At 23.5% G+C, this 18,534-nt stretch carries 13 protein-coding genes; 5 read left to right on the top strand and 8 right to left on the bottom strand.

What is annotated here, in order from left to right:
* The first annotated feature begins 989 nt into the window (after nt 1-989).
* Nucleotides 990-1,358 carry a hypothetical protein gene (locus MMOB_RS00525; RefSeq protein WP_083748449.1) on the top strand — a complete coding sequence of 123 codons (369 nt, stop codon included), beginning with the start codon at nt 990-992 and terminating at the stop codon, nt 1,356-1,358.
* Nucleotides 1,359-1,413: 55 nt separating this feature from the next.
* On the opposite strand, the gene MMOB_RS00520 is transcribed toward MMOB_RS00525, so the two are convergent.
* The 5 genes from MMOB_RS00520 to MMOB_RS00505 form a co-directional block, all read right to left on the bottom strand.
* Entirely contained in the window at nt 1,414-1,980 is a 567-nt protein-coding gene (locus tag MMOB_RS00520; RefSeq protein WP_041362756.1) for an ATP-dependent DNA helicase, read from the bottom strand.
* A 269-nt stretch (nt 1,981-2,249) separates the two neighbouring features.
* Nucleotides 2,250-3,179, bottom strand: a complete 930-nt coding sequence (locus MMOB_RS00515; protein WP_011264615.1) for a type II DNA methylase — start codon at nt 3,177-3,179, stop codon at nt 2,250-2,252.
* Entirely contained in the window at nt 3,169-3,345 is a 177-nt protein-coding gene (locus MMOB_RS03610; protein ID WP_156768860.1) for a hypothetical protein, read from the bottom strand. The genes MMOB_RS00515 and MMOB_RS03610 overlap by 11 nt, the downstream gene beginning before the upstream one ends.
* A 124-nt stretch (nt 3,346-3,469) precedes the next feature.
* The gene (locus MMOB_RS00510; RefSeq protein ID WP_011264614.1) at nt 3,470-3,958 is read right to left on the bottom strand and encodes a hypothetical protein; all 489 of its coding nucleotides are present in this window, start codon (nt 3,956-3,958) and stop codon (nt 3,470-3,472) included.
* A gap of 681 nt (nt 3,959-4,639) precedes the next feature.
* The gene (locus MMOB_RS00505; protein WP_011264613.1) at nt 4,640-6,844 is read right to left on the bottom strand and encodes an AAA family ATPase; all 2,205 of its coding nucleotides are present in this window, start codon (nt 6,842-6,844) and stop codon (nt 4,640-4,642) included.
* 86 nt (nt 6,845-6,930) lie between these two features.
* Here MMOB_RS00505 and serS point away from each other — a divergent pair, with 86 nt between their 5' ends.
* The 4 genes from serS to hinT all read left to right on the top strand — a co-directional run bounded on the left by serS (nt 6,931) and on the right by hinT (nt 13,257).
* The gene (gene serS, locus MMOB_RS00500) at nt 6,931-8,196 is read left to right on the top strand and encodes a serine--tRNA ligase (RefSeq protein WP_011264612.1); all 1,266 of its coding nucleotides are present in this window, start codon (nt 6,931-6,933) and stop codon (nt 8,194-8,196) included.
* Nucleotides 8,197-8,322: 126 nt separating this feature from the next.
* Nucleotides 8,323-10,974 (top strand): HinT-interacting membrane complex protein P80, encoded by a 2,652-nt coding sequence (locus MMOB_RS00495; protein WP_011264611.1) that lies wholly within the window; start codon nt 8,323-8,325, stop codon nt 10,972-10,974.
* Between the two features lie 8 nt (nt 10,975-10,982).
* Nucleotides 10,983-12,875: a HinT-interacting membrane complex lipoprotein P60 gene (locus MMOB_RS00490; protein ID WP_011264610.1), complete on the top strand. Its 1,893-nt coding sequence runs from the start codon at nt 10,983-10,985 to the stop codon at nt 12,873-12,875.
* Between the two features lie 13 nt (nt 12,876-12,888).
* Nucleotides 12,889-13,257 (top strand): histidine triad protein HinT, encoded by a 369-nt coding sequence (gene hinT / locus MMOB_RS00485; RefSeq protein ID WP_011264609.1) that lies wholly within the window; start codon nt 12,889-12,891, stop codon nt 13,255-13,257.
* 27 nt (nt 13,258-13,284) lie between these two features.
* Here hinT and MMOB_RS00480 read toward each other — a convergent pair whose 3' ends face one another.
* The 3 genes from MMOB_RS00480 to secA all read right to left on the bottom strand — a co-directional run bounded on the left by MMOB_RS00480 (nt 13,285) and on the right by secA (nt 18,453).
* Nucleotides 13,285-15,378, bottom strand: a complete 2,094-nt coding sequence (locus MMOB_RS00480; protein WP_011264608.1) for an MPN338 family protein — start codon at nt 15,376-15,378, stop codon at nt 13,285-13,287.
* Between the two features lie 113 nt (nt 15,379-15,491).
* Nucleotides 15,492-15,887: a hypothetical protein gene (locus tag MMOB_RS00475; RefSeq protein WP_156768859.1), complete on the bottom strand. Its 396-nt coding sequence runs from the start codon at nt 15,885-15,887 to the stop codon at nt 15,492-15,494.
* A 1-nt stretch (nt 15,888) separates the two neighbouring features.
* Entirely contained in the window at nt 15,889-18,453 is a 2,565-nt protein-coding gene (gene secA, locus MMOB_RS00470) for a preprotein translocase subunit SecA (protein ID WP_011264606.1), read from the bottom strand.
* Between the last annotated feature and the right edge of the window lie 81 nt (nt 18,454-18,534).

Below are 18,534 nucleotides of genomic sequence, written 5' to 3'. Positions count from 1 at the left end.
TAGATTAGTCATAAAAATGTGAACTTGTTTCTTGAATTGTCTTGCTTTTTCTTAATTTTAAATCTTTAGTTTTATAGAATAAAGTTTGAAAGAATCAGAATTCTAAAAATTTTTTTATTTAAAGTACGTTTATAAACTTATAGGACATTTAAATTTAAAATGCTTTTGTATCTTTAATAGTTAAATCAAAACTATTATTGTGCCTAAAACACCAGAATTTAAAGTAAAACTTGCTAGAAAATTACTAGATTTTTTAAAAAAAGCAAAAGTAATTGCATTAAAAGATTCTATGAACATTACAAATTCATTTAAATTTTGATTATTTAATTTGTAAGATAAAAAATTACTATGATTAGTTTGTTTTATATTTTATATATGAAAAACTAATTTCTTTAGTAATATGAATTTCTTTAAAATTTAGTTTAGTTGATTCAATATTCTAGTGCCTATTGTTATTATGATTTGCAATTTTAACTATTTCACATGTTGTAATTAAAATTGAAAGAAATGCAAAAGTAGTTAGTACTTAATCCTGAATAAAAATTAATTAAAATTTTTATTTTCAATTGATAAAGAAAAATAAAAGAATTAAAAAGTAAAGATTTGTAATTACTAAGTGTAAAAGATTTTAAATTGAAAATTTCTTTTTTAATGATTATTTTCATTAAGAAAATTTATTTTAAGTTATTTGTAATTGAAGGGAAAATAAATATCTAAAATCAATCAATTGATTACAAAATATAATATAAAGTCTTAATTTTTTCAAGTATGGTTTTTTATTATATTTTTTTAAATGCCTTAAAAGATTAAAACTTTTCTATATTTTATAAAAATAATTTCTATAACAAAAAGGAATAATTGTAAGTTTTCCTAATTGCTTAAGTGTTTTTTACTTGAATTAAAATTTGCAAGAAAAAAGTTTTAAAACTTTAAAAAATTGAAACTTTTTAAAAAGTTTATACAAAAAAGATAAAATTAAAGGAGAAGTATTGAAAAAGAAAATATTAGAAATAATAAGAAAATCAGAAATTCAAAAATTAGAAGAAATTTTTAATGATGGTAATTCTTATAAATATATTATTGAAGGAGTTTTTATCAAAAAAGAAGCTACAAAATCAAATCAAAATATTTTAAATGCAATTGAAAATCTTTCTAAAAGTTTTGATACTAAAATTGAAAATCTTTCAAGTGGTATAAAAAGTATAAACACAAGATTAGATAAAATTGAAAATAGACTTGAGAATGTTGAAAATAGACTTGAAAAAGTTGAAAATAGACTTGAGAATGTTGAAAAAGATGTAGTTTTGATAAAATCACTTCCTACAATTCAAAAAGAGCTTAAAGCTAGAAATATTTAGAATTTGATGCTATAGAATTATAAGAGTAGATATTGTTAACAGTTCTAAAATTAACTTATTTCATTTTATTGAAATTTAGTAAATATCTTAAATAGGTTTTTCTATCTAAATTATTTTCTTTTGCAACACTTATACTAAAAGCTTCGTGTTCACCAATTACTATTAAAAAAGATTTTGCTCTACTAAAAGCTGTATAAATAAGTTTTTTAGATAATAATTTTTTCTGATTTTTAAATATTAAAAAAATTAAAATTTCTGAAGCAGAGCCTTGAAATTTATGAACACTTATTGCATAAGCTAATTTTACTGATTGCAAAAAATTATTCAAATTGTAAGTTATTATTTTATTTCCAAAATCAACACTAATTAAATCAATTTCTTTATTTTCTTTCAATTTAACATTATTAATAAAACCAAGTTCACCATTATAGACATCGTTTTCAGGATCATTTTCAATTTGAATCACCTTATCATTTATGAATAATTTTAAATTTGGAGTTTTATAAAAAGGTTGATTATCTTTAAAATAATGTCTTTGAAAATAATTCTGAAGACTTTGATTTATTTCATTAATGCCTCCATATCCTTCATATTTAATGCTTAATATATTTATTAAATTCATAGTTTCAAAAAAAGTGTAATTATGATGTTTTTTCAATAAAAAGATCAAGATAAGTTGTTAATTTATTAAAATAATTTTCTGAATATCCTTATAAAGGAAAAAAAATTAATTAAATATAAATATTTTGCTAATTTTTAAAATTATTTTTCAATCTTGTTTTGAAATATATACTATATTAAATTATTAAATCAGCAAAAGAAATTTGCTATTTTCAAATATTTAAAACTTTTTATTAAGTTTCTATTTTTATTTTAAAATTAAAATAGACTTTAATCAAAATTAAATTCCTTTTCAGAAAATTCGTGCAAAATTAATTCATAAAGTTCTTTGTAAAAATCTGAATTTGAAAAACCAAAAATTGTTGTTGAATTTTCCTTTGAAAGTTTACTAAAATCAATTTTTTCAACATATTGTTTTATTTCTTCATTTTTGCATTTTATGAATAGATATTGTCTATTCTGAATTAATTTTTTTGGGTTAATAATTTTTTTATTGTAATCATAATAACCTTGTCTATGAACAGCAAAATCTCAATTATATTTTTTTTTATCGAAATATTTTAATGTTTCTTTCGTATTGTTGTGGACAAATAATTCAACATCAGAAGTTAATGCTTTTATTTGCTTTTCCAATCTAAGATTAGATATGGAAACTTTTACTTCTGGGCTAATTCAAATTTGAAAACAACAATTTACATTGTATTCTCTATCATTTACCAAAAAAGAATTGGAATCTATATTTTGTTGAAAAATAAGTTTGGAATCATTTTTTACTTTTGATTGTGTTAAATATCTATTGAAAATTTTTGGAAGTATAAATGCAACAATTCCGCTATGCTCTAAACTTTTATTTAAAAATTTAAGAGCTAAATCTCCTTTTTTTCCAAATGGAGGATTCCCAATGGTGACAGTTTTTTTCTTATTTAAATTCATTTCATTGAAATTTACATCAAAAAAGTCCTTTTTTTCAATAATACTATTATTTTTTGGGTCAATATCAAAAGCCCTTACATTTTTTTTAATATCAACTCCTAATTTATAAAGTCCATCAATAAAATTGCCCGAACCTGCTGACGGTTCAATAAAAGTGTACTGACTTTGATCATTTCTTAAAGAGTAAAAAAGATCAAAAACAATTTTTAGTAAAGAATCTACTATTTTTGGGTTTGTATAAAATTGATCTAGCTTATTATTTTTCATTTTTTAATTCTCATAAATATTTAATAACTAAATTTTCTCAATTATTCTTTTTAGAAAAATCGAATAAAGTTGTATTGCGGGGATATTTATTCTCACCAATTTTGAAATCATCTCTTTGCAAATAATCAATTCTTATTTTTGGATAGATTCCAAAAGGATTTTTCAACTTTTTATTTTCCTCAGCAAGATCTTTTATTTTAACTAATTGGTCTTGTATTTTTTTGATTCATTAAAATTTTCAAAATAATCTATGAATTCTATTCTTATTTCTGGAGAAATATAATCTCCACCTAAAAAATAAGTAAAATTTTTAGAATTTGCAAATAAATTGAATTTGATTTTGGAATATTGGAATTTCATTTTGGTTGTCCATTCGTTTTTTCGGAGTACTTTACTTCTAAAGGAATGATTCAATTTTCTGTAAAAACCAAAAAATCTGGAAAATCTTGCGAACCAAATGGTTGATACACATACAAATATTTATTACTTTCACCTAAAAATTTTCTAAATAAATTTGAAATTGATTCAAAATTTTTTTTATCTAAAACTTGGTCTTTTAGTTTTTTTACTACTTCTTCAAAAACTGATTTTTTGTGTTCTTCGAGAAATTCCTGAAAAAGATTTAATGGATCAGTAATTTTCAATGATGTCTGTTTAAAATGCATTTTTTCTAACTCTGATTTAACCTTATCTTCAAAATCCTTACCTTTTGCACCATAAGATGCAAATTTTTTCAAATTTTTTAATGAATCTATCAATAAATCTAAACCTTTGTCCATAAATAAAGTTTATATTATTTCTTTAAATAAAAACTTTTTTGTTAATTTAAAAACTTTTAGATCTAAAAATGGTAAATAAAAACTAAACTCTAAAATTTATATCTTGTAATAGAGTAGCGATTTTAAAAAATTTTCATTAATCTAACTATTAGATGCAAATAACTCTACTAAAAAATATATAAAACGAACAAAGAAATACTATTCTTAAAGAATTTAAGGAAAATAATTTTTATTTGTTATTTAGAAATTATTTTAAGTTTTAAAAAACTGAAATGAATTTTAATTTAGCTTTAAAATTACAAAAACATCTTTTAGAAATAAATTAAGTATGCTCTATACTTACATAAATAATTCCTACTTACAAAAAAGAAAGTAATAATTTTATGTTTTATCTAAATACATAAGGGTTTTTTACTTAAATTAAAATCTAAAGTAAAAAATATAGATATTTAAAAAAGAAGTTAAAAAATCAAATTAAAATTTTAGAGTTAATTGAAAGTCTTTCTAAAAACATGAATTCAAAATCAGATAGAGTCACATCTAGACTTGAAAAAGTTGAAAAAGATGCAGCTTTGATAAAATCACTTCCTACAATTCAAAAAGAACTTAAAGCTAAAAATATTTAGAATTTGATGCTATAGAATTATAAGAGTAGATATTGTTAACAGTTCTAAAATTAACTTATTTCATTTTATTGAAATTTAGTAAATATCTTAAATAGGTTTTTCTATCTAAATTATTTTCTTTTGCAACACTTATACTAAAAGCTTCGTGTTCACCAATTACTATTAAAAAAGATTTTGCTCTACTAAAAGCTGTATAAATAAGTTTTTTAGATAATAATTTTTTCTGATTTTTAAATATTAAAAAAATTAAAATTTCTGAAGCAGAGCCTTGAAATTTATGAACACTTATTGCATAAGCTAATTTTACTGATTGCAAAAAATTATTCAAATTGTAAGTTATTATTTTATTTCCAAAATCAACACTAATTAAATCAATTTCTTTATTTTCTTTCAATTTAACATTATTAATAAAACCAAGTTCACCATTATAGACATCGTTTTCAGGATCATTTTCAATTTGAATCACCTTATCATTTATGAATAATTTTAAATTTGGAGTTTTATAAAAAGGTTGATTATCTTTAAAATAATGTCTTTGAAAATAATTCTGAAGACTTTGATTAATTTCGTTAATGCCTCCATATCCTTCATATTTAACGCTTAATATATTTATTAAATTCATAGTTTCAAAAAAAGTGTAATTATGATGTTTTTCAATAAAAAGATCAAGATAAGTTGTTAATTTATTAAAATAATTTTCTGAAGAAGCTTCTAGAAATAAAGTATTTTCTGAATTAAATGTAGGAATCAAATCATCATTAACCATTAAAGCATTTTTCATAATATCAAATTTATCTTTTTGACGATAATTGGTTTTTAAAAAAAAGACTTTAAAAAGATTAGATTCAATTAAATCTTTTAAAATTTGACCACCTTTAATAGAAGGTAGCTGATTGTAATCACCTACAAGTATTAATTTTTCTAAATTAGGAACTACTTTTAATAAAGTGCTAAAAACATATGTATCTACCATACTAAATTCATCAATAATAATTACTTTAACATGATCATAATTTATAGTTTTAAAATCAAATTGATTATTATCTTTGTTTCATTTTAAAAAACTGTGAATGGTTTTTGCTTCTTGATTATTTTGTTTTAAAATTATTGTTGCCTTACCTGTTGGAGTTAAAACATGAATTTCTTCATCTTTATAAATTTCCTTTGCTTTTTTATAAATTCTTTTAATAATTGCGCTTTTACCACTACCTGGAATTCCACTAATAATATTAAAAGAGTTATTTAAAGAATAAATTATTGCTTCTTTTTGAATTGAATCTAAAGTTTTAGAATTGATAATTTTTTCTAAATTAAAAGTGTGCTGACTAATTTTTTTTTCAAGACTACTAATGTATTCAAAAATAAATTTTTCGTGATCTTTGAAAAATTCACTAATAACAAAAATTTTATTTTTTATTTTAAAAAAATCTAGATGCTTTTCATTTTTTAAAAAAGTTATTAAATCAGAAAATTTAACTTTATCTAGGCTAATATAACTAAATTTTTCAGAAAAAGATTTGAACAAAAAATCTAAACTCATGTAGGTGTTATTTGAATTATTGGTATAAAGGAAAAGAATTTTGTAAATACTAGCTTTTAAAAATTCTAATTCATCAATTTTCAAATTTAAAAGTTTGTGAATTTTTGTTAAAAGTTCTAATTTTACAGAGGGATCAAAATAAACAATCTTATATAAATTTTCTTTTAATTTATTTAATAGATTTTTCTTGCCATAATAAAAGCTAAATTTTTCTAACAAAGAAATGGGTAAAGAATTAATTATAAAAAATTGATGAGCTTCATAATTATTATAATTATTTTCAATTACTTCTTGAATTACTTTAGCTTTTGATTGCCCAATTAAAATTGAAATGTCTTCAATATGATCCACTATTTTTTCTATAGAATCAATTTTTAATTTTTCAACAATTAAAGTTGCTGAGGTTTTTCCGATACCTGGAAATAGAGAAGATGAAAAAAAATTTATCAATTTTTTTGCTGTATTTGGAAACGTTATTGATGCATTGTTAATATAAAGTGTTTTTTTAGAATCATCACTAAAACTTACATCTAATTCATATTCTAATTCTTCAACTAACATAGATTTATAATCTTTAGCTGGGAATTCTTTTTCTTTCAAATAATTAAATTCGTCTTCAAGAATTGCTAAATTAACAATTTTTATGCCTAAATTATTTGGATTTTTCCAAATAACATTTTTAATTTTTGCTTTTATTTTAAAAGAAGTATTTTTATTCATTATATGTTTTTATTTTACATTAAAGATTTTTCTTTTAAGAATCAAAAAATTTTTAAACATTAAAAATGTAGTAAAATGAAAATGCTATGTTAGATATTAAATTAATTTTAAAAAATAAGGATTTTGTAATTTCAAAATTAAAACAAAGATCTAATTTTAATGTCTCAGAAATTGAAAAATTATATACATTAGGAACTGAAAGAGCAAATATATTGATTTCTTTAAGTGAATTACAATCTAAAAGAAATGAAATTTCTTCAAAAATTGGAGAAGCAAAGAGAAATAAAACAGATGCTTTATTTTTTATGGATGAAGTTGAGAACATTAAGAAAGAACTAAGTATTTTGGAAGAAAAATCAACTAAAATTGAAAACAAAATACAAGAACTGATCTCTTTTATTCCTAACATACCTTTAGATGATGTTCCTTTTGGAAAAGATGATACTGATAATGTCATTCTAAAAGAATTTCCAAAAATTGGTAGAGGACTTGTTAAAGCTAAAAAACCACATTATGAAATTGGTGTAGAAAAAGATTTGATTGATTTTTCTAGAGGGGCGAAATTGAGTGGTTCAAGATTTATTGTCTACAAAAATGCTGGAGCAAAATTAATTAGAGCTCTTGAATCATTTATGCTTGATACTCATGAAAAAAATGGTTATAGTGAAATAATGCCTCCTTTTTTAGTTAATTCTAAAATGATGTATGGAACAGGTCAATTACCAAAATTTAAAGAGGACCTTTTCAAAATAGAGGGTCATGATTTATATTTAATTCCAACAGCAGAAGTGCCAGTTACTAATTTATTTAATAATGAAATAATCGATTTGGAAAAAAACTCAAAATTTAGTTCATTCACAAATTGCTTTCGTTCAGAAGCTGGTAGTGCAGGAAGAGATACAAAAGGCATTATTAGATTACATCAATTTAATAAGGTTGAGCTTGTAGAATTTGCATCCGAACAAAAATCTCTAAGGGCTTTTAATTCTGTTTTAAAAAATGCAAAATATCTATTAGAACTTTTAGAAATACCTTATCGAGAAGTTCTGTTATGTACAGGTGATTTAGGTTTTTCTTCAAGAAAGACAATTGATTTAGAATTATGGTTACCAAGTGAACAAAGATATCGTGAAGTGTCAAGTGTTTCATATTTTGGCGATTTTCAATCAAGAAGATCTATGATAAGATACCGTGATGAAAACAAAAATACTCAATATGTTCACACTATTAATGGATCTGGCTTAGCAATTGATAGAGTTCTTGCTGCTATTTTAGAACAATATCAAAATGATGATGGTTCTATTAGTGTTCCTAAAGTATTAATTCCTTATTTAAATGTTGAAAAGATTTAAATGTTTGAAAAATTTAGTTTAAATTTAAAATATAAGATTAAAAAAATAACTTATTTTAAATAAAATATAGAGTAAAATAATAATTATATTTATATATAGTTTTACTATTAATTTAAAGGAGTTATTATGGCAAAAAAAGATAATGCAAAAAAAGTTTTAAAAACAACTAAAGAAAGCGAAAGTTTTGTTGAAAAATTATCAAAAAACAATATTGATAATACGCCTCCTAAAAATAATAAATTCGCCTATATAATTGGGGCTTCACTTATTACTTTTGTAGCAGTAGGTGTTGGTGTTCCTGTTGGATTAGCTGCACAACAAATTTCACCTACAAATCCTCCAAGACTTAATGACAATTTAATAACATTTACTAATTCGTCTGGGGAAAAAGTTACTCTAACTGTTGGAGAATTTCAAAATTTATTTCAATTACTAAATTCAGAAACACAAAGTGGAAATGTTCAAGCTATTCAAAATTATTTTTATCAATATTTATATCAAATTGAACAAAATGCATCAGTTCAGTATCAAGAAATATTAAATCTAACTAATCCAACTAATGCTGTTGTTAATAATATTGCCTTAAAACCTTTGAGTAGAATTATTGCTGAACAAAGAAATACCTTAGAAGCTAGAGAAAAAAATATCATCGATAACAATCCTGCAGGGACTGCAAGAACAACAGCATTATTAAATTTATGAAGTACTTCATTTAATGGAGCTATTACTAGCGAACAAGCTCTACAAAATTCAATAACAAATGTTATTAAAGCAAATGCTTTGAGAAGATTCAATGTTTCTCAAATAGCATCTCTTACACCTTCCACAAGTGGCCAAGTAACTTCAGATGGATTTAATAGTTTTAGTCAATATGATATAAGCTCAAGAAAATTAAATCAAGATGTTACTTTAAGAAATAAAATTGTTGTAGAACCTAATGGAACATTGAAATTTGTTGATGGAACTACAATTTTAAAAAATGGAGAAAATCCTTTTGCATCTTTTTTAGAACAAAGATTTTTTGCAATGCAAAATATAAGACCAAATGATTCATCATTTAATCAAAATAGTCTTTCTTCTCAGATTGCTCTTTTTACAAGCAACACTTTTGATATTTCTAAAAAAAATCCTTTAGATAATATTAAAAATTATTTTAAAAGTTTAAATTCCCAAAATATTGCTACTTTTAACATTAATGCCACCCCAAATACAAGTGACCCTCTTTTACCATGAACTATAAGTGCAAATGTTTTAGTAAAATTATTTTCTTACACAATGAATCCATTAACAAATAAACCAAGTTTAAATATTGATTTAATAAGAAATTGAAAAGGTATTAATTCTAGTTCAACTGACCTTGCAAGAAGAAGACTTGACTCTCAGTTATTGAATACAGTTAGTGATAATGGGACTAAAAATAATTTAGGTTCTAGAGGAATTCAAGACACTCTTGCTTTATTAAATGCTCAAGATGCAGGTTCAATTTTACCTTTAATAGAAAATACTTTCACAAAAGTCGAAAAAGACATCTTAACAGATATTATTAATAATATAAATTCAAATATATTCGCAAAGGCAGGAATTGATATTAATCAAATTACAACTTTTGCAAATTCTACAAATGCAACACAGCAAATAATACAAGCTAACACTAGAATTTCAAATATTTTAAATGGAAATTCTGGTGTTTCTGGATTGAATGCTAGTGAGGTGACATCTTTAGCTGGTAGAGCACTTCAGCAATCATTTGCTGTTGGTAATCAAGGAAAACTTGCAGAATCTTACTTGTTACCAGACGGAAATATAATTACGCTTTCTTCTACAGGTATAAATATTAATTCAGTTAAAAATTTTAATTCTATAGATTCATATTTAAGTGCAATTAAAGATGACTTGCAATTAAGTGCAAATACTACTTTTGCAACAAATCAAAATATAACTTTTAATTCTGATAATATTTTTGCTACTCAAAACTCAATAGCTAATATTAATACAGCAAATTCTGATCAAAGAATTCTATTTAATTTTTTAAGTTCAAATACCGAAGAAACAGTTGAGTTTAGAAAATTTTTATTATTACAAAATAACACTTCATTAACAACTTCTAGCCCAACAAAATTCTTAGATAAAGATATTAACAATGCAATTGAAACTCTAAGAAGTTTTATAAATAGTGCAGAAACAAATAGATCAATTAATGTACAAACTAAAATTAATGATTATATTAATTCTCAAATAAATAGTAATTTGAAAGAAAACTATATTTTTAAAAATAATCAATGAATAATTCAAAATAATAATTCTCCGTTAGATGCTATAACAACAACAATCAATACAATTACACAACATGCAACAAATGTTATTACTTTAAATTCATTAAATGGATCAGATATTTTATTTGAAGGTAATTTAGTTAATTTTACATCAATAATTTTAGAACAAAATATTTACAATATAAATTTAGATTCGAATTCAAATCTTAATTTTTATGACCCTAATTTATTGGATATAAAAAGTGTTTTTGTTGAAAACAATCCAAATAATTTGTCAAATCTATTTAATTTGCTTATTGTTGCAAATTCCAGAACAAATGAAATTGGAAAACAAAAAACACAATTTGAACTTTCTTTAGTAAATGGATCTACTTTACAAAGAGGAGAATATAAAATTGTTATTGAAGCAAATATTGCAACAAATGATTTTTCAAATAATATAAATTCTACAAATAAAGAATCAAGTATAACTAAGAGTTTTGAATTCAAAGTTATAATAAATTAAGGAAAAAAATGAAAAAAAGACTTTTACTTTCAATTGCAACTCCAGCAATTTTATCAACTTCATTAGTTGTTGTTGCATGTAGCACAAATGTACAAGACATTAATGTTAGTGCTTCATTAACAACAGAGCAAGCTAGAGCTGCTGTTTTGCAAACATGAGTTAATGGAATATTAAATGCAAACTTAAATGTTGAATTTCCAAAAACTACAAATGAGCCCTCAATCGATGTACAAAATGCATTTAAAGGAACATGAAATGATGCCGAAACAGTTTTTACTTTTTCTAATAATTCTTCTGCATTTATAAACTTTAGAAATGATGCTGTAAGTGCTTGAAATTTTTATCAAGCAATTCAAATTCAGCAAAATAAAAGTTTTTGAATTGAGTTTAAAAGTAATACTTTAGAAAGAAATGGGATTTCAATTATTGATTTTAACCCTGAAAGAGATAAAACTTTACCTTTAGCAGGATTTATAAATAATAATTCTTACTCAAAAAGTGATTTAAATTTTTTAGGAACAAACATTTTTGTACAAATGTATAATATTAATCAAAGTACAATTTCTAACACAATCAATCAAATGATTTTGGCTAAGCATTATTTTTCAAAGCAAACTGAAAATAATATAAAAAACGGAACAGATTATAATACTGTAATTGGAGCTTCGGGAACATCAAATGCAAAAACCATTTTAGAATCAATTGATGTTTCAAATCCAAATTTTTTGTTAATTAAATATTTATTAGAAAATCAAGTTTCTGAAAGATGAGAATTTAACCAAACTCAAAATACAAATAATTTTTTGAATACTAATATTAATACAATTGAAGGTGAAAATGGCTTTAATGCTTTGTTTAGAAATAATAATATAGCATTAAATACAAAACAAAAATTAGAATCTTTAATTGGTTTAAACGATAATATCAATTGAAATATTTCAGCAAATAATTTACCTAATATTACAACATCATCAAATAGTAGTTCAAACATTGTAAATTATAGAGGATTTTCATTTCAAAATACAGGAGCTCCAATAATCAATTATGATATCGCAACTTTAAGAGCTGCTACAAGAATTGAAAGTGGTTTTGTTCATATTACAAAAACAAATAATATTTATAGCTTGAATGAATTAATGAGAAATAATATTGTTAAATTTTATCTTGAAGAGGCTGCTACTCAAGTTCAAAATTTAAATATAAGTTTAAATAATAATCAAATAACTGATGTCTCATTGTTAAAAGAAGATAATTTTACTTTAAGTGAAAATGCAGGAAGTGTATTTAATTTTAAATTGAATAGAGTATCTAGAATTGTAAACACTAGTTCAATTGATTTAAATGTTAAATTAGACTTAAATTTAGCTAGAGCAAATTTAAGTAATGATGTAAGAAGAATTTTAGAAAATTCAAGCATTTTAAATTCATTAAGAGAACTGAATTTCAATATAAGATTAAACACAAAATCTTCTGAAACAAATTCTATAATAAATCAAATAAGTTTGGATAATAGTGTCTTTTCTGATAATTTAAATCTAAAATATGGAGGGTTATTATCTGAAACTAATATTTTATCTCTAATAAATGACGACCTAGTTACTTCTGTTCCTATAAATGTTACAGCTTCTTCAGCTACACTTACATATTTTAATAAAGTGGTACCATTATTTAATGTTAATTCTTCAAGATTTACTTTTATTAATACTCCTTGAGCAGAAACAATAGATAATAATAGAGCAATTGTAAAAGAAAATTTGTACTATTCGCTTTTTACTCAAAATAGAACTTCTATTTTCAATCAAATGAAAACATTTTATGTAAAACTTGGAAATGTTTTGGAAATAAACAATAATCAAGCTTTACTAGATGCAGCAAGAACTGAAGGTATTTTAAAACTTTAACAAAAGGATAACTATGTTGCAACAAGAAACAATTTTTCAAAAAATCATTAATAAGGAAGTACCAGCAAAAATTATTTATGAAGACAGCAAGACTATTGCTTTTTTAGATATTAAACCAATTTCTAAAGGGCATTTTTTAGTTGTACCTAAAAATTTTAGCAGAAACTTAATTTCAATTGATGATGAAGATTTAATTAATTTAATGATGGTTGCTAATAAATTAGCAAAAAAATTTATGAAAGAAAATAAGGCTAGTGGATATCAATTGCATGTAAATAATGAATCTGATGCAAGGCAAGTTGTTTTTCATACTCATGTTCATATTATTTTTTCATATCCTAATGAATTATTAAGTGACCAAGAACATCATTTTAATGGTTAAAAAAAACATCTAGTAATAGATGTTTTTTTAAAGATTTTGCTTTTTCTCATACTCAATTGCTTTTCTTTTGTTTGTTAATCTTTTGCCCATTGTTAAAGCAAAAATTGAAATCAAAATAGAAAAAATAAATGTTCCAATTCCAATAAAAGTATAAATATAAGGATCAGAAACAGACTTTAAAGTATTTGGTAAAATTGTAAATACCATTGATATAAAATCAAAAAAACCTATCAAAACAGCAATAACAAAAGCTAAAGTAATATAATTTCTTTCAGTTGTGCGCTTGATTTCCTCATTTTCTTTTTTGATTTTAGAGCTCAAAATATCTATTGAGTTTTTTAGGTTATTTTCATTATCCATTTTTTGAATAATATTTTTAATGGGTAATCCATAAAAATGGTCATATCAGTCAAATTGCAAATCATCTAAATTTTGGATTGCTTCTTTAAAGATAAATGATTTGTATTTTATGTCTGAATTCAAAATTCTATTAATTTCAAATTCAATATGATTTTTTTCTGAAATTTTGGATTGCAAATAAATCACAGACCAAAAATAATTATTGTAAACTCTTCTATTTTCGTCTTTAACAACAAGAATTTTATTGTTTTGAACATCAACACTTACTGGATCATTATTTTTCAAAATAACAATTGAATTTGTTGTTACAAATGAAGCATAATCATAATTTATTTCTGTAATGTAATCATCTAAATTTTCAATAATAGAGTTTGAAAAGGACATATTTTGACTTGAATCTAATGAATTTAAAAGTTGCCTATATTCAATTAAAGTTGAATTATTAGGGCTGATACTATAAAGTTCTGGGAAGGCAATTAATAAAAAGAATGCCTTGAAATTCAAATCTTCTAGTATAGATTTTCTATCAAGCATTTGAATTTTTGTATTTGGTAGAATTTCAAAAGAAGAAACCAAATCACTTAAAGAAATATCTGAAGTATTTGCTTGAGAATAATCTGTTAAAAAGTCTACTAATTCTTTGGCTCTATCAATTTTCTTAATTCTAATATTTTTTGAGTTTTTTTCATTTAGATAAAAATTTTTATAAATATAAGAAGTTAAAGCATTAAAATCTTCTTGATAATTTTGGTCCTTATTATCTGTCAATCTAGCTGGTTTATTTAAAAGCCCTAAAATTAATTCAGGTTTTTCAGAAGTAAAATAAGTGTTAATTTCTTGTAATAAATATAGCATTACTAAACTAGTAATCATCATCATGTAAAAAGCTTGGTCTTCATAAAATTTTCTTTCTTCATTTGAAAATGATTTATATTTCAAAAACTTTTTATCAATAAATTTTCTTCAGTTATCTTGCAATTCTTCAAGGGAAACTTGTTCAAAATTGATAACTTTAGCTCAATCTTTGCTATATCCTTGAGAAGATTTTTTTGTATTTGTATTACTAAATTTTGAATTTGATTTATTTGTTGATTTAGTTCCATTAATGTCATAAACAATATTTAAGATATTATCTAAAGTTAAAGGATAAAGTTGAGCAGTTCAAAACTTTTTCATAATTGAATAAAAATAGACTTTATCAACACTTTCTTTAAAATCCAAATCAGTTTCATCATTTCCGACATTTAAAGAAAATCCACCTGAAATTCTATTAGTTTCATGATCTAAATAAAAAGCTAGCTGAATTTGTTCTATAAATGGAAATAAATAATTGTCTCGATTAATATTTATTGCGTAAGAAAAACGAGAATCTTCGTGTTTATCTCCTAAGATTTCAAGATCATTATGATTGGCTTTAATTCTTATAAATAAAGGTTCGTTAAATTCATCTTTACCAATTTTTTGAAAAAGTTCTGTGTTACGAGTACCTGTTAGAGCAGCAACTTTTTTTAAAGCTAAATTAATCATTCTTAAAATCTTTTCAGGTTTAGCTAAATTTTCAATTGTCTTTATTGCTTGAAGCTCTTCATTTTCTAATTCATTTTCAATTCTAGGAAGAATTTTTTTCAAAAATATTTTGTTTTGATGATTATTTAAATTAGAAAAAAATTTTTCATTAACATTTTTAATGTAAAAAGGAAATATTGTTCTTGTTTTCAAACTTTTAATAAAAGTTTCCTTCTCAAATGTGTTGAACTCCATAATTCAACCTCCTTTTAACAAAAATTTTACAAACTTAGTTCATATAATAATTTTACACCATTATAAAACATATTAAGTAACTTATGGCCTTGAAAAAGTGAATTTAAAATTAGTTAACTTACAAAATCACTTGTGATATTTTTGTCATTAAAATTTTTATTAATTTTTTTTGATACCCAAACAACATGTTCATTTCAATGGGATTTGAGAATATGAAGAGTTTCAAAAAGAAAATGATCTTTTTTTGTACTTGTTTTAAGTAATTCTTCATAAGAATTTTTACAAGAAATATCACAATAAGTTTTTTGGTGTTCTGAAAAATTTTCAAGTGTCAATTCAAATTTGAAATGACCTTGTGAAAGTTCAATATTAAAAATTTCAAGATCATATAGAAGTAGTCCTAAATCTTGGGTTTTATATTTTTTTGGTAAACTATCAAATCATGATTTTGCTTGAATTTCAAATTCTTTGAAATCATTCAAAATTTCTATTATCTTAAATTTTTTCATATTATCATTTTGATGAATCTCTAAATTTCTCATCTACTAAATTTAAATCGCTCAAGATGTTTTTTTCAAAAACTTTTCTCTTCTCTCCACTTTCTTTTAATAATTCTTTTGCTTTTGAAATAATTTGCTCTTTAATATCAAAGGGAATGTTTGCTGGAATAGTAATAATTGAGCCATCTTCTAATTTAATTTGCTCATTTTTAAAATCACCATCTAAATTTTGGAATTTTGCTGAAGGATTATTCATAATTATTTTTAAGGAATTAGTTGCAATGTCTTCGACAAGTTGTTCAAAATGTTTTGTTCCAATTTCCGTATAAGTTTGAAAAGGATTTTTTTGTGAGTATTGAACAAGATTTACACTTTGCCTTAATTTATCCATTAAATTAATATGATTTTGTCACTTTTCATCAAGAGCTGAAATAATTGCTCTTCTTTCAAAGAGATTAGTTGGTAATTTACCAGATTTTTCTACTAAAAATTCTCTCATTTTCCTATACTCTCTAATCAAAATATTAGATAAATGCTGAGGAATTTCTTCATTAATGTAATTATTAAAATCTTCCAAAGTGAATTTAAAATCACAAATATTCATATATTCTTTATTTACAAAATTTACTAATGCTTTATGGTCTAAAGCACCTGTTCTTGTATATAGTTCCCCATATTTAATAATTTGTTTTGAATTTCTTTGAATCATTTTTTCAACAACAAGTGATAAGTCATCCTGAAGTAAAATTGAATCTCTTTGAGAATAAATAATATCTCTTTGTTGTCTTATTACATCATCATAATTTAAAACATTTTTTCGATTATCATAGTTAAAACCTTCAATTTTTCTCTGAGCTTTATCAAATGCCTTTTTTATTTGTTTATCAATAATTTCATTATCTTTATACTCAGCAAAAATTTCTTTTCACTTATCTTGTAATGAAAAACGTCTTATCAATTGATCATCAATTGAGATAAAAAATCTACTTTCACCAACATCACCTTGTCTTCCACTTCTTCCTTTAAGTTGATTATCAATTCTTCTTGCCTCAGATTTATCTGTACCTAAAACAAATAAACCACCTTGCTTTAAAGATTCTGCATCAGGTTTAATATCGGTTCCACGACCTGCCATATTTGTTGCAATTGTAATTGCTCCTGCAATTCCTGCTTTAGCAATAATATCCGCTTCATTTTTATTTTGTTTAGCATTTAAAACAGTATGAGGTAAATTCTCTTTAAGTAATAGCTGATGCAAGTATTCTGATTCTTCAACTTGAGAAGTACCTACTAAAATAGGTTGCTTTTTAGCATGTAATCTTTTTATCTCTTCAACAACTGCTTTATATTTTGCTTGAAATGTAACATAAACTTTTTCAGGGTGATCAATTCTTGCAATTGGAACATTAGTAGGAATTTCTGTAACTCTCATATTGTAAATATCTATGAATTCTTGTTCTTCTGTTTTACCCGTTCCTGTCATTCCTGATAATTTTTTAAATAGACGAAAAAAATTTTGGTAAGTAATTGTAGCTAAAGTTTTAGTTTCAGGATCAATTTCAACTAGCTCTTTTGCTTGAATTGCTTGTTGTAAACCCTCAGAATAACTTCTTCCTTCCATTATTCTTCCAGTGAAAGTATCTACTAATTCAATTTTCCCATTTAGAACAACATACTCAACATCTTTTTTCATAACTTTATGAGCTCTTAAAGCATTTTGTAATCTATGTATTAATTCGCTATTTTCTAAATTGTATAATGAATTAAAATTGAAAAATTTTTTAGTTTTTTCAATTCCTTGAGCTGTTAAATTTATTGCTTTTGTTTCCTCATCAATTGCATAATCAACGTGATCTAAAGTTCTTACAAATTGATCAGTAACTGCATAAAGAGAAACTTCATCACTTTTTCCACCAGAAATAATAAGAGGAGTTTTTGCTTCATCTATCAAAATTGAATCAACTTCATCAATTAAAGCAAAGTTCAAGTCTCTTTGAACTTTTTCTTCAAAAGAATTAACCATATTATCTCTAAGATAATCGAATCCTAACTCTGAATGAACAGAATAAGTGATATCACATTTATATGCTGCTCTTTTTAAATTTGATGGCATGTTCGCTTTGTTTAATCCAACACTTAAACCTAGTCATTTAAAAACCTCGCCCATCTCAGCAGCATCACGTTCTGCTAAATATTCATTTACAGTGCTTACAATTACTCCACTACCTTTTAAAGCATTTAAATAAACAGGAGCAATTGAAGTAATTGTTTTTCCTTCTCCTGTTTTCATCTCTGCAACTGAACCAAAATCTAAAATTAATCCACCAATCATTTGAACATCATAGGGGCGTTTTTTTAAAACTCTAAAAGTAGCTTCTCTTGCAACTGCAAAAGCATCAATTCTAATTGATTCTAAAGAAACATTTTTTTTCAACTTCTCTTTAAAAACATTTGTCATGTTTTTTAATTCTTCATCACTAAAGGCAAGATATTTTTCTTTTAAATCATTAATTGACTTTAACATTGATTCTGCTAATCTAAATTCAAGTGATTTAATGTTTTTTAAAAATTTCATATTGTAATTTTACAACAAAAAAACCTTTTTAAAAAAGCAAAATTTTAAAAATAAACCCAAACCGTAAAATAGGTTTGGGTA

Origin of the sequence: Mycoplasma mobile 163K (assembly GCF_000008365.1) — a bacterium.
Taxonomy (GTDB): Bacteria; Bacillota_I; Bacilli_A; order Mycoplasmatales; family Metamycoplasmataceae; genus Mycoplasma_J; species Mycoplasma_J mobile.
The sequence above is the reverse complement of the archived record's forward strand: the minus strand, read 5'-3'. Positions and strand labels throughout refer to the sequence as shown.